A 13,309-nucleotide genomic window follows, 5' to 3' on the forward strand; every position below is an offset into this window, starting at 1 on the left:
AACTGCCTTTATTATAGCAAAAGACTGTTCTCATTTACAAGGAATATAACTAGTCTTTATTTAGAATAATTATAAACTAGAAGGCGCTCAATTCTCAATTGATAAACGCTGCTTTGCCCATAATACGGCAAATGCAGTTTTTGCGTCATAAATACGGTTCTCTTTCATCAATTGTTCCGCTTCTTCTACAGTCACTTCCATCAGCTCTACAAATTCATCTTCATCCAGAACCGCTCCGGATGTAGATTTCTTCAATCCTTCTGCTGCATATAAATGGATCACTTCATCCGCAAATCCAGGCGAAGTGGAAAACGACTGGATCAATACCAATTTATCAGCCGTATAGCCGGTTTCTTCTTCCAGCTCCCGCATAGCGGTATATTCAGGGGCTTCACCTTTTTCAATTTTGCCTGCTGGTATTTCAATAATGGTGCGTTCCAGTGCTTTTCTGTATTGTTCCACCATAATGATTTTATTGTCTTCTGTAATTGCCACTAAAGCGACAGCTCCAGGATGTTCCACAAGTTCGCGTTTTGACGTATGGCCATTCGGAAGGCTTACTTCGTCAACTTTCAAATTAATGATTTTGCCTTCGTAAATCCGGTTGGAACTGATTGTCTTTTCTTCAAACTTTTTCATTGGAATCCTCTTTTCGTTTGTGATTTCCCTACCGCAAAGTATACCATAAGAGAAACGACATTCTAAAATGAGGTGGAAAGATGAAGAAAAACACTCTAGGGCAAAGCGAACTGAAAGTAAGCGAAATCGGTTTAGGCTGTATGTCCTTGCCACTGGACACACAGCTTGCAGCCGCAATCATAGATGAAGCAGTGGCAAACGGCATCAATTATTTTGACACTGCGGATTTCTACAATAAAGGCGAAAACGAAGAGCTGATCGGTGTGCTTCTCAAGAAGCATCGACAAGACGTCATCATCGCCACTAAAGTCGGCAACCAGTGGAGCGCAGACTCCGATGAAGTAAAGTGGAATGCAACAAAATCGTATATCACTGAACAAGTCCACAATAGCTTAAAGCGCCTTCAGACGGATTACATCGATTTGTATCAATTGCACGGAGGCATGGTTACCGACAATACGGAAGAAACCATCGAGGCATTCGAATCGCTGAAAAAAGAAGGGCTTATCCGAGCTTACGGCATTTCATCGATCCGGCCGAACGTCATTCGCCGTTTCTTGAAAAACAGCGATATTGCATCTATCATGATGCAATACAGCCTGCTTGACCGACGGCCAGAAGAGTATTTGGAGGAAATCGGTACTGCTGGCCGTTCTGTCGTGACACGCGGCAGCCTGGCTAAAGGACTGCTCACAAACGAAGGCTCAAAGCGTGCCTACAATTCAGGAGGCTACTTAACCTACGATGAAGAAGAACTGACAACTACTTTGCAGCAATTACAAAAAGTTCATCCAAACCTCCATGCCTTATCTCTGCACAGCGTGCTGCAAAATCCGGCAGTTGCTTCCGTTGTCGCCGGAGCGAGTTCTGCTTCTCAAATCAAAGACACCCTGACAGCGTATGAAACGGCTGTTTCGCCTGAACAAATCAAACAGGCCAGACAGCTGGCAAAATTGGACCAGTACAAAGAGCATCGGGAATAATAAAAACAGGCCGGCAATTTAAAAATTTGCCGGCCTGTTTTCGTCTGATCGATTCACTTATTTGTCATTTACGCATTCAATGGACAGCAAAAACCCTTTATAATAAGAATCCACTTTAGTGATTGACAAAGGGGATTGACTGATCAAACCGAGCGTATCGCGGTTTAAATGGCAGCCGTCAAATGCTTTTCTCCAAAGCGGCGTTATGATGTCCTGTGCTTTCCCTAAAGTTGATTGAGGCATTCTGACATGTTCCAGAAAAAGGACAACTGCACCTGGTTTACTGACTCTCCGGATTTCCTGAAGCGCTTTTTCCGGATCCGGAATGGTGCAGAACACGAGGGTGGCCACAACGGAATCAAAAAAATTGTCTTTAAACGGCAAGTCTTCAGCTTTTGCTGTGTGAATTTCAATCGGAACATGTGATTTTGAAATTTGTGGAGTTGACTGCCTGCTCATCTGCGGATTCGGTTCAATGGCATCCACTCGCATTACATTCCTGTAAAAAGGAAAGTTGGCTCCAGTACCTGAACCAATTTCCAGCACACGGCCGTGCGCCTTTCCAATAATTGCTTCCCTTAACTGGCTGACACGGATTTTTTCCAGCGGTTTCATTGCGCTGTTGTAAACTTTCGGAAACCAATTTTCCACTTTATTGCCTCCTTTTTTCAAATTCCACCTACTTCACTTTCTCTTTTTATACCCGTTGTTTCTGCCTTTTAATAGCTTCTCGATTAATACGGAAGTGCCAGATTTCTGTTTAAGTTGAAAAAGCCTGCTGATAAATCAGTAGGCTTCATACTGTAGACAAAGTGTGCTTGAAATGAATAAGAATGTATAAACCCCAACCGGTCCGGCCACTTCGCTTTCCGTGGGCACGGCCTCAGCCGCTTCCTTCGCTTCGCTCAGTCCAGGGTCTTCGGCTCGTGCTGGTCCCACAGGAGTCTCGTGGCCGGATTGGTTGGGGGTGTCGCTTTACTTCAAGGACTCCCTTCCATCCAGGATGCCGGTTTTCACTTCACGCCAGGTTCCGTAGCGAAAACCGGCGTCTCCTGCGGAATAGCGAAGTGCCGAAATCCACTCGGGCGCCAGTCCCGAGTTAGTTCGGCGCGAGCCCGCGGAAAGCGTCCGGTTGAAGCGCAGGAACCGAGGAGAGAACCTTGTTTTTGATAGTTATTCTCACATATTCTTTTGTCTAAAAGCTCAAGTCTGCTGATAAATCAGTAGGCTTTTCTTCTGTTATGGCGGATTGTATTTTATAATTAATTGTACAGGTTATTTCTGTTTCCGCAAAAAGCCGTCAAGCACATGCATCGCCGTGATGATTTCATTAATTTAACTTATAAAGTTAAAGGCATTTTCCGATTGTCTTAGATGCTATACTGGGAGGAATAAAGTTATGGACATGCTGTCCAGTGTTTTGGAAGTTTTGGCATTGCTTGCTTTAAATTTGGCAATTGGCGTTATCGGCTTTATTCCGAGTTTTTTAGTAACCGGATTAAACATCAATCTGCTTGGATTAACTGGCGGCATAGCCATCTCACTCTTAGGCGAAATATTCGGAGCGATTCTCGGTTTTTATTTATACCGCTATGGATTTTCAAAAGTTCAGCCTTCTTGGAAAAAATCCCGGTTTTGGCACTTCATGCACAGCCGGTCTGTGGGAACCGTTTTCTTTGGTATATTGCTGTTTCGCCTAGTCCCATTTATCCCTTCTGGACTGATAACCGCCGGCGCATCTTTAACCCCAATCAGGGGCTCCATGTTTTTTATCGCGAGCAGCCTCGGGAAAATTCCCGCTGTTTTAGTTGAAGTGGCTGCAGTTTATGGCTTCACACAAATAGTTCCTAGCGGCTATCAATACGCTGCTGCGTTATTTGTCTTAGCCGCAGCAGGGCTCATTTGGATGAGGAAACGGAAAAAAGATGCAGCTGGTTCAAGGCAATGACTGGCTCCAATCAACAATTTCCTGCCCTTCAAGAAAACGCTCAACATCCAGTGCGGCCATGCAGCCGGTTCCGGCAGCGGTTACCGCTTGCCGGTATTTGCTGTCCTGGACATCCCCGCACGCCATCACTCCTGGAATACTGGTTTCCGTTGTTCCTGGACTAACTTGAATATAGCCCAGCGGATCCGTTTCAATCTGGCCTTTTAAGAACGCGGAATTCGGCAAATGGCCGATCGCCACAAATATTCCATCCGCCTCAATAAACTCTTCATTGCCGGTTTCGTTATTTCTTACCTTTAAGCCCCCCACTTTATCGCCTTTAGTTACAATCCGAAGTGGAACACGATCCAGAGCCCAGGAAACTTTCGGGTTTTGCCGCGCCCGGTCCTGCATAATTTTAGAAGCCCTCAATTCGTTCCGCCGATGGACAATCACAACTTCTGATGCAAATCTGGTTAGAAAGCTGGCTTCTTCCATTGCCGAATCACCTCCGCCAACGACAATGATTTTCTTATCGCGGAAGAAAAAGCCGTCGCATGTAGCACAAGTACTGACACCTTTTCCAAGGTTTTCGGTTTCTCCAGGAATATCCAGCATTTTTGCAGCTGCCCCTGTAGAAATGATGAGTGATTCTGCCGTAATTTCCTCTCCTTTTTGCAAAGTTATTTTGAATGGCTTCTTCTTTAAGTTAACCTCTGTGACCCATCCCCTTTTGAATCGTGCGCCAAATCGTTCCGCTTGTTTCCGCATATTATCCATCAGTTCCGGCCCTAAAATCCCATCAGAATATCCTGGATAATTTTCCACTTCTGTGGTCAGAATCAATTGCCCGCCCGGTTCAGCTCCTTCGATTACCAGTGGCTTCATACTGGCTCTTGCCAAATAAATCGCTGCTGTCAAACCTGCTGGCCCCGTACCTAAAATGACGACTCTTTCCATTCCTGCACCTCCAATTTTCGAAAATCTGTTTTGAATACAACTTTTGCTGCCATGCTTTTAGCTTATTGCTTTCTAAATTCCCGTTCCTTTACCTGATAAACAGGACAGGCTTAGTTCGAGCTCAAGAGGGTAAAATAGATTATATTACGTTTACGGAGGTGCAGAAGTTGGAAGAACTGGCTTCTTTACAAGAAACTGAAAAATTTATCACACAACCCGGCTTGAATTTCCTCTACATCTTAACGCCTTCATGAAGTGTCTGCCACGCCTTGCTTCCTCAGGTTGAGGAAGTTTTAGAAGATTTTCCGCTGATTCGGGCGAAAGAGGCGGATGCAGCACAGATACCGGAACTTGCCGGTTTTTTATCTATTTTCACTGCGCCGGTTTTAATCCTTTTTGCAGATGGAAAGGAAATGCAGAGGGATGCCCGATTTGTGCACATGGAAGAGTTCAGGGAGAAAACGAGAAAGATGTATGAGGGTTACTATTTACAACATGAAGAATGAATTATTCGCCATTAAACGAAAAGGCCATGAAAAATGGTCTTTTTATATTTTCTTTTCTCCTTTTTGATGCTCCTAAAAAATATAGATGCCTAGATTTTTTTTAATTGGGTATGAAACAGGAAAAAGATTACTCAAAACAGGAGGTATTATATGATCCAAAATTCTGTTCAAAATTTCACTCCCAGCAATGTCGACCAGAAACGATCAATTTCAATAGGAAAAGTTTTGCTCAGCACAGTTGCTGGGCTAACAGCAATCGGAGGGTTTTTAGCCGATTGGAATAGAACGCATCTGTTCAATCCAAACTGGCCGCCCCATGCCAAATTTCATGATGCCTGGACAATATCAGTCGGTTCTCTTCTTGGTTGCTCTGGCCTTTATTATTTATTGAGAAATAGCAGCCGTCCCCAGGAAGATCTTCATATTGGCACGATGCTGCCGGCTATATTCTGGATTACACAAGGAATCAGTTTCACTTTTCCAGGAGCAAAAGGACTTGAATCAGAGTTTCCGGATCTCGTTCCTCGTGTGAAAGGCGTATGGATCAATGAAATGTTTGCATCTGCAGGCATATTGGCTATAACTGGTACGGGCTATGCACTCGAACGCAGCAGGCTTTCTAAAACACATTAAAAAAACAGGAAAAAGCAGCAACTTGCGCCTTTTCCTGTTTTTTTGTTGTATTTAAAAAGAAACATTTATTACAATCAATAAACTTTGTCGCCATTGAAAATCGAGTTTTTCACGATAACATAATCCACATTGCGGATTGCTGACAGTTTGTCTCCTCCAGCGTATGAAATCGAAGATTGAAGATCTTGTTCCATTTCAATTAATGTGTCTTTCAACGATCCTCTGTATTCAACGTACATTTTCTTGCCTTCAACGTTTTTCTTTTCACCTTTTTGGAACTCGGATGCAGAACCAAAATATTCTTTAAAAAGCTTGCCGTCTTGTTCCACTGTTTGTCCCGGTGATTCCTCATGTCCGGCGAAAAGAGAACCGATCATGACCATAGAAGCGCCAAAACGCACAGATTTCGCGATATCTCCATGAGTGCGGATTCCACCGTCTGCAATAATCGGCTTGCTTGCCGCTTTTGCACACCAGCGAAGTGCCGCTAATTGCCAGCCGCCTGTCCCAAATCCGGTTTTGATTTTCGTGATGCAGACTTTCCCAGGTCCGATGCCCACTTTTGTCGCATCCGCACCAGCATGTTCCAATTCTCTTACCGCTTCCGGCGTGCCGACGTTGCCCGCAATGACAAAGCTTTCCGGCAAGTGTTTTTTGATAAACTGAATCATATTGATAACGCCATTTGAATGGCCATGTGCTACATCGATTGTGATGTATTCCGGCGTAACTCCTTCGTCCACCAATTGCTGGACAAAAGTATACTCTTCTTCTTTAACTCCCACGCTGATCGAAGCATACAGTCCACGGCTCTGCATATCTTTTGCAAAAGCCAAGCGTTTTTCCGGTTCGAACCGGTGCATAATATAGAAGTAATTATTTTCTGCTAGGAATAGCGCAATTTTTTCATCGACAATTGTCTGCATATTAGCAGGCACTACCGGCAATTTAAATGTTCGTCCGCCAAACTGCACAGAAGTATCACATTCTGAACGGCTGTTAACCACTGCTTTTGCAGGAACTAATTGAATATCTTCGTAATCAAACACATTATCCATTTAAAACACTCCTAAATACGAATATTTTACATTGTTTCTTCTTACATTGTTCGCCCATATGATAATGTACTTTATTTTAAACTGGATGTCAAAGGCTCATTTCTCTTCAATCGCTAAATGGACAATACTGATTTAATTATGCCATTTATGAAACCGAAATCACTATCGAAACGTATCCAGAATAGAAGATTCTTGGAAATTTAGTTAGGAGGATGAATCATAAATGGCAAGCGCTTTCATAAATTTAATTGTTTTAATCCCTTTCTTGACTTTTGCAATTGCATTATCGAAAGGCAAAGGGGCATTTCTCATTGCTGGCTATAATACACTGCCCGACAGTGAAAAAGCTCAATACGATGAAACGGCCGTATGTAAATTCATGGGAAAAATTATGTATGGAATTTGTTTTAGCATATTCTTGTGGTTTCTAAGCGATTTGCTGGAAATTCCGCATTTGTTTGCGATTGGTATGCTGTTATTTATATCATTGATTATTTTCTCATTAGTTTATGTGAACACAGGTAATAGATTTAAAAAAGAATAAGAGAACCTTTATAAAACAGAAATAAACTTCACTCCAACCATATAATAAGCCTGAAAATAACAAAAAGCTATCGAGCAGGATTATTCATCATCTGCTTGGATAGCTTTTATCAAACTCAATCGATTACGTAATCAAATCAGCAGTCACATCGTCAATCACCAAAACATCAAAATAACCGCCTCTTAATGCCGCTTTGATGCTTTCGACTTTGTGAGTGCCTTCCACAATGCCAATCACTTCCGGAATCTGTTTATACTCGTTGATATCGAGTCCGATGACCAGATCATTCAACGGATGCTTAATCTCGTTGCCAGCTTGGTCGTAAAAGCGTGAACCGATATCCCCAACAGCCCCTGCTTGTTTTAAGGAAACGAGATCATCTTCTTTCAAATATTCCATGGTGGTCATTGTCGATCCTTTGAAAGGGTTGCCGATTCCGACGACTGCCATATCAACATTACGTCCTTCTTCAAGCACCATCGCAATATCTTCAGACTGGACGAGACGCTTTTTCAATTCAGCAGACTCGACCATCGCAGGAGCATATAAATAGGAACAATTTGAGTTCATCTTCTGTGCCAGCTGATAAGCGAGCAAATTAGAATGGATTTCCACCAGCTTTCTGCCCATTCCACCGACCAACGGAATAACTTTCAGATTTTGATGCTGTTCATAAGGATATTCCTGAACGAATTTTGCCAGCGTGCTGCCCCAGGATATCCCCAATGACTTTTTCCCGTTGATGTTTTTGGATATGTAGAAAGAGGCCGCTTTCCCCAAGGAGTGCTTGACCATTTCTGAATCTCTGCCCATCGCTGGTACGACAATTGCTTCTTTCAGTTGATATTTTTTTTCAAGCCGATGTTCCAATTCGACTGTATGCGCATTTTCATCTTTAATGTAGATCTCAACTATGCCATTTTCCCGGGCTTTGTTTAATAGTTTGGAAATCACAGGCCGGGATACGCCAATTTTCTTCGCGATTTCCGCCTGTGTCTGCCCTTCAAAATAATACAGCCTCGATACTTTTACGATTTGCCTGCGCTCTTCCCAATTCATCATCACTGCACCTTCTCATTTTCATCAAAATTGAAAAGCGAATGGATTTCCCCAGTGAACCGCTTTCATTTTTCAGCAGATTCAATTTGAGGCGGCCGCCAATTGAGGCCTTTATCGCCTATCGCATATTTCTATTATAGGACGCAAAGGCCACTTCTGGCAATTAATGGTGAACACCTTGGCCAAGCCAGGAAGCCGCCGCTTCGTATAAGCTTTCGGACACAGTCGGGTGGGCATGAATCATGGAAGCCAGTTCATCCACGGTTCCTTCCAGGTGAATAAAAGCGGATGGCTCTGCAATCATTTCCGTCACATGCGGACCGACCATCAAAACCCCGAGAATTTCTCCATATTTGGTGCCGGCAATCAATTTAGTAAACCCTTCTTTTTCGTCCTGCGCCAATGCTTTGCCATTGCCTGCATGGTCCACCCTCACCACTTTATAATCAATTCCTTGCTGCTTCGCTTCTTCTTCCGTCATGCCGACACTGGCAATCTCCGGGCTGGTGTAGACACAGCGAGGAACGACCGCATAATTGATTGTTTGCTTTTCGCCTGCAGCGTTTGAAGCGGCAATCAATCCTTCTGCGCTCGCCGCATGGGCAAGCTGCCAACCGCCGATTACATCCCCGATTGCGTAAATTGCTGGATTGCTTGTCACCATCCGGTCATCCACTATGACAAAACGGCCGTTCATTTTCAGGTTCAAATCAACAAACGCAGAAGTATTCGGCGCTCTGCCGACAGCCATTAAGATAGCTTCTGTCTTCAGCACTTCTTTTTTGCCGTTGTCAGTTTCCACATGCACGAGCTGCCGGTTTTCCTGCTGCTCAATGCTCGCCACTTTTGTGCTGGTCAGAACGGAAATCCCTTTCTTTTTTAAAGCTTTCGCAAGAGCTTTGGAGGCTTCCGGCTCTTCACTCGGAACGATTCTGCCGCTCATTTCCACAATGCTGACAGGCACATTCAAACTGGCGAAGATGCAGGCAAGTTCTACACCAATGATGCCACCACCCACGATGACCATAGAATCCGGTATCTTCTCGATATCAAAAATCGTATCGCTTGTGAAATAGGATGCGTCTTCAATGCCGGCAACCGGCGGAACGATTGGCCGTGAACCTGTTGCCAAAATAATGTTTTTTCCCTGGATGATTTCTTCTTTATCAGCAAGCTGAATGGAAATTGACTGGTCTGCCCTCACTTCACCTAAACCATTGAAAACCTCAATATTCCCTTGTTTGAGCAAGTACGAAATTCCGTTTCTGAGTTGCTGGATCACAGCGTCTTTTCGGGCGAGCATTTTAGAAAGGGAAAAAGTTATGGGACCTGTTTCAATCCCCCAGCTTTTGGCTTTTTCAATGTTTTCAATCACTTCGGCATGCCGGAGCAAAGTCTTTGACGGGATGCATCCGCGGTTCAAACAAGTGCCTCCCAGTTCACGGGCTTCAATCAGCGCCACCTTTTTTCCGAGCTTGGCTGCCCAGATGGCTGCTACATAGCCACCCGGACCGCCTCCAAGTACCACAACTTCATAATTCTTCAATGAAATCTACTCCTTAAACCAGTAATTTATAAGGATGTTCAAGCACTTCTTTTAATTCGGTCAAAAAGGCCGCCGCAGGAGCACCGTCAATAACCCGGTGATCAAATGACAAGCTGAGGACCATCATCGGCCGAAGCTCAATGGCGCCGTTTACACCGACCGGCTTTTCGTTGATTCGCCCTACTCCCAGAATGGCTGATTCCGGCTGATTGATGACCGGTGTAAAAGCATCAATGGCATACATGCCCAGATTGCTGATGGTGAACGTGCCACCCGACATTTCGTCCGGCTTCAGTTTGCTGTCGCGCGCCGCTTTACCAAGGCGCTTGCATTCTGCAGTCAATTCGGAAAGGCCTTTTTGATCCACGTTTTTAACCACCGGCACCATTAGGCCGTTGTCGACGGCTACCGCTAAGCCAAGGTTAATTTCTTCGTGAAAGACGATTTCATTGCCTTCTAAGGAAACATTTATATTAGGGTGCAGCTTCAGCGCTGAAGCTGAAGCTTTTAAAATGATTTCGGTATAGGACAGCCGGAATCCGGTCTGTTGTTCAATCGATCCGAGCAATTGCTTGCGCATGCCGATTGCTTCCGTCATGTCAACTTCCGTAGTCAACGTGACGTGAGGTGCCGTTGTTTTGCTTTGATGCATGCGCTGAGCCACAACTTTTCGGATGCCTTCCATTTTCACGCGTTTGCCGCCGGCTGAAGCTAAAATCGGTGCCGGCTGTTTTGCCCCTTCAACGTCTGAGCGGTATATTTTCCCTTGCGAACCGGTGCCTTTTATTCCCTGCAACTCTACGCCTTCCGCTTCTGCCACTTTTTTAGCGAGCGGCGTTGCTTTTGGTGCCGTATGGGATGAAGCAAAAGCCATCACATCTCCTTGCTGGATTCGCCCGTTTGGTCCGGACCCTGGAACTTCTGCAAGCACAATGTTTTCTTCTCTTGCCACTCGTCGTGCAGCAGGAGTGGCCCGCGGCTTTTCTTCAAGCGGAGAGTTCTCCCCTGCCCCGCTTGTTTCATTAGGGACACTGGTTTCACTGATGCCTTGTTCTTTTAAATCGCTGACTTCCGGCTGGCGGGAATCGCTTAAGTCTTCTTCCTCTGCCGCAGCACCGGATTCACCCGGAGGATCGTCTGGAACTCTTTCCCCCGCTTCCCCGATATAGCCGACTACGTGATTGATTGGGACTTCATCGTCTTCTTCGAAATACTTTTTTAACAGAATGCCTTCTTCGTAGGATTCTACTTCAATGTTGATTTTGTCTGTCATGATTTCAAAAAGTGGGTCTCCCACTTCAACGGAATCGCCTTCGTTTTTAAACCATTGAATCATTGTCCCGACTTCCATCGTGCTGCTCAATTTCGGCATGAATATTTCTTTAGCCATCGGTCTATTCCTCCTCCCTACTGGCGGTTTAAGATTTCTTTTGCTGCTGAGACAATATCGCCGACTTGCGGAACTGCCGCTTTTTCGAGCTCTGGGTTATAAGGAATCGGAACAGCTTTGCCGCCCAGCCGTTTTATCGGCGCATCCAAATAGTCAAATGCTTCACTTTCTGCAATTGTGCTGGCAATTTCTCCGCCAAAGCCTCCACGCTTAACCGCTTCATGGACAACAATCAGACGGCTTGTTTTCTTAACCGACTGGATAATCGTTTCAGTATCCAAAGGAACGAGAGTCCGAGGATCAATTATTTCCACGCTGATGCCTTCTTTTTCAAGCTCCGCAGCTGCTTCCAGCGCTTTATGCACCATGATGGCAGTGGCAACAATCGTCACATCCGTCCCTTCACGTTTAATGTCCGCTTTGCCTAATGGAATGGAATATTGTTCTTCAGGAACTTCCGATTTCGTTTTATAGCACAATTTGTGTTCGTAAAAAATGACAGGATTATCATCATCGATTGCCGCTTTTAACAGCCCTTTTGCATCATACGCTGTCGAAGGCTGGACTACTTTTAAACCCGGGACATGTGCCATCCAGGCTTCCAGGCTTTGGGAATGCTGGGCCGCTGCTCCTGTTCCAGAACCGGCCGGAGTGCGCAGCACCATCGGCACTTTCCCTTTTCCTCCGTACATATAACGGATTTTCGCTGCCTGGTTGACCATATTATCCATCGCAATGGTGATGAAATCCGAAAATTGCAGCTCCAGTATCGGCCGCATGCCAGTTAAAGCTGCACCGACTGCCGTGCCGGAAATGGCCGCTTCTGAAATGGGCGTGTTGCGAATCCGTTCCGGACCGAATTCTTCGATCATGCCGCGCGTCACACCAAAAGCTCCTCCATAAACCCCGATATCTTCTCCCAAAATGAAAACATCATCGTTTTGGCGCATTTCCTGGCTCAATGCTTCTCTGACCGCTTCTAGATAAGTTAGCTCTCTCATTGCTTTACTCCCCTTTGCTCCGTCTTAAGCGTAAATGTCTTCCATTAAATCATCGAGTGTTGGCATTGGACTATCTTTTGCAAATTCAACAGATTCTTCAATTTCCTTTTTCGCATCGGCTTTGATCTGGTCCGCTTCCTCTTCTGTCAGCAATCCTTCTTGGATCAGCACATCGCGCAAGCGTGCAATCGGATCTTTCGCGCGCCATTCCTGTTCTTCTTCGCGTGTCCGGTATTTTTTCGCATCACTCTTGGAATGGCCTTTCCAGCGATATGTTTTCGCTTCCACAATTGAAGGGCCTTCTCCATTTCGCGCCCGCTCAACCGCTTGCCCTACTCCATTCATCACATCAAAAACATCATTGCCATCCACTACTTTTCCTGGGATGCCGTAGGCTTCAGCCCGCTGCGCCACGTCTTCAACATTCATCATTTCTTTAGCAGGACCAGACATGCCGTACTGATTGTTTTCACAAATAAAGACAACTGGCAGTTTCCAAATAGACGCTAAGTTGACTGCTTCATGGAAACTGCCTTCATTTGAAGCACCGTCCCCGAAAAAGCACAGTACAACATATCCTTCTTTTCTCATCTGGGAAGTTAAAGCTGCACCCGCAGCAATCGAAAAGCCGCCTCCAACAATTCCGTTGGCCCCAAGGTTTCCTTGTTCAACATCGGCAATATGCATCGAACCGCCTTTGCCTTTGCAATAGCCGGTTGTGCGGCCGAACAATTCTGCCATCATCCGGTTCACTTCTGCTCCTTTAGCGATACAGTGTCCATGGCCACGGTGAGTGCTTGTGATTTTGTCCCGGTCTTCCAATACTGCAATCGATCCTACTGCTGAGGCTTCCTGGCCAACCGCTAAGTGAGTGGTTCCATGAATCATCCCTTTAGCAAAAAACTCATCAACTTTCTCTTCAAAATACCGGATTTGCCACATTTGCTTCAACAAGCCTGCCAAATCTGTTTCTTGGACATGCGGCGGTAAATTAAGTGTTTGAGTCATTGAAAATCCTCCTCTGTATTTTACATTTGTTCACATACGTAACATATGTAAATAT

At 45.0% G+C, this 13,309-nt stretch carries 13 protein-coding genes; 4 read left to right on the top strand and 9 right to left on the bottom strand.

What is annotated here, in order from left to right; translation table 11 throughout:
• Positions 1 to 87: 87 nt before the first annotated feature.
• Entirely contained in the window at positions 88 to 639 is a 552-nt protein-coding gene (locus QWY16_RS12260) for an NUDIX hydrolase (RefSeq protein ID WP_300989507.1), read from the bottom strand.
• Positions 640 to 719: 80 nt separating this feature from the next.
• Between QWY16_RS12260 and QWY16_RS12265 the strand changes: the two genes are divergently transcribed.
• Positions 720 to 1,622: an aldo/keto reductase gene (locus tag QWY16_RS12265; RefSeq protein ID WP_300989508.1), complete on the top strand. Its 903-nt coding sequence runs from the start codon at positions 720 to 722 to the stop codon at positions 1,620 to 1,622.
• A gap of 57 nt (positions 1,623 to 1,679) precedes the next feature.
• Here QWY16_RS12265 and QWY16_RS12270 read toward each other — a convergent pair whose 3' ends face one another.
• On the bottom strand, positions 1,680 to 2,273 hold the full coding sequence (locus tag QWY16_RS12270; protein WP_300989509.1) for a class I SAM-dependent methyltransferase: 594 nt from the start codon (positions 2,271 to 2,273) through the stop codon (positions 1,680 to 1,682).
• Between the two features lie 748 nt (positions 2,274 to 3,021).
• On the opposite strand from QWY16_RS12270, the gene QWY16_RS12275 reads away from it, so the two are divergent.
• Complete coding sequence (locus tag QWY16_RS12275) at positions 3,022 to 3,570, top strand: TVP38/TMEM64 family protein (protein WP_300989510.1); 549 nt, start codon at positions 3,022 to 3,024, stop codon at positions 3,568 to 3,570.
• Here the strand turns inward: QWY16_RS12275 and trxB are convergent.
• The gene (gene trxB, locus QWY16_RS12280) at positions 3,559 to 4,509 is read right to left on the bottom strand and encodes a thioredoxin-disulfide reductase (RefSeq protein ID WP_300989511.1); all 951 of its coding nucleotides are present in this window, start codon (positions 4,507 to 4,509) and stop codon (positions 3,559 to 3,561) included. The two genes, QWY16_RS12275 and trxB, sit on opposite strands and share 12 nt — an antisense overlap.
• Positions 4,510 to 5,165: 656 nt before the next feature.
• Between trxB and QWY16_RS12285 the strand changes: the two genes are divergently transcribed.
• Complete coding sequence (locus tag QWY16_RS12285; RefSeq protein WP_300989512.1) at positions 5,166 to 5,648, top strand: DUF6640 family protein; 483 nt, start codon at positions 5,166 to 5,168, stop codon at positions 5,646 to 5,648.
• A 74-nt stretch (positions 5,649 to 5,722) separates the two neighbouring features.
• Here QWY16_RS12285 and guaC read toward each other — a convergent pair whose 3' ends face one another.
• Positions 5,723 to 6,706, bottom strand: coding sequence for a GMP reductase (gene guaC / locus QWY16_RS12290; RefSeq protein WP_300989513.1), 984 nt, complete (start codon positions 6,704 to 6,706; stop codon positions 5,723 to 5,725).
• A gap of 223 nt (positions 6,707 to 6,929) precedes the next feature.
• Between guaC and QWY16_RS12295 the strand changes: the two genes are divergently transcribed.
• Entirely contained in the window at positions 6,930 to 7,250 is a 321-nt protein-coding gene (locus tag QWY16_RS12295) for a DUF3784 domain-containing protein (RefSeq protein ID WP_300989514.1), read from the top strand.
• Between the two features lie 123 nt (positions 7,251 to 7,373).
• On the opposite strand, the gene QWY16_RS12300 is transcribed toward QWY16_RS12295, so the two are convergent.
• The 5 genes from QWY16_RS12300 to QWY16_RS12320 all read right to left on the bottom strand — a co-directional run bounded on the left by QWY16_RS12300 (position 7,374) and on the right by QWY16_RS12320 (position 13,254).
• Positions 7,374 to 8,312, bottom strand: a complete 939-nt coding sequence (locus QWY16_RS12300; RefSeq protein ID WP_300989515.1) for a sugar-binding transcriptional regulator — start codon at positions 8,310 to 8,312, stop codon at positions 7,374 to 7,376.
• Between the two features lie 160 nt (positions 8,313 to 8,472).
• Positions 8,473 to 9,855: a dihydrolipoyl dehydrogenase gene (gene lpdA / locus QWY16_RS12305; RefSeq protein WP_300989516.1), complete on the bottom strand. Its 1,383-nt coding sequence runs from the start codon at positions 9,853 to 9,855 to the stop codon at positions 8,473 to 8,475.
• 13 nt (positions 9,856 to 9,868) lie between these two features.
• Entirely contained in the window at positions 9,869 to 11,245 is a 1,377-nt protein-coding gene (locus QWY16_RS12310) for a dihydrolipoamide acetyltransferase family protein (RefSeq protein ID WP_300989518.1), read from the bottom strand.
• Between the two features lie 17 nt (positions 11,246 to 11,262).
• Positions 11,263 to 12,246, bottom strand: a complete 984-nt coding sequence (locus tag QWY16_RS12315) for an alpha-ketoacid dehydrogenase subunit beta (protein WP_300989519.1) — start codon at positions 12,244 to 12,246, stop codon at positions 11,263 to 11,265.
• 24 nt (positions 12,247 to 12,270) lie between these two features.
• The gene (locus QWY16_RS12320) at positions 12,271 to 13,254 is read right to left on the bottom strand and encodes a thiamine pyrophosphate-dependent dehydrogenase E1 component subunit alpha (protein WP_300989520.1); all 984 of its coding nucleotides are present in this window, start codon (positions 13,252 to 13,254) and stop codon (positions 12,271 to 12,273) included.
• Between the last annotated feature and the right edge of the window lie 55 nt (positions 13,255 to 13,309).

Source organism: Planococcus shenhongbingii (assembly GCF_030413635.1).
GTDB classification, from domain to species: Bacteria; Bacillota; Bacilli; order Bacillales_A; family Planococcaceae; genus Planococcus; species Planococcus shenhongbingii.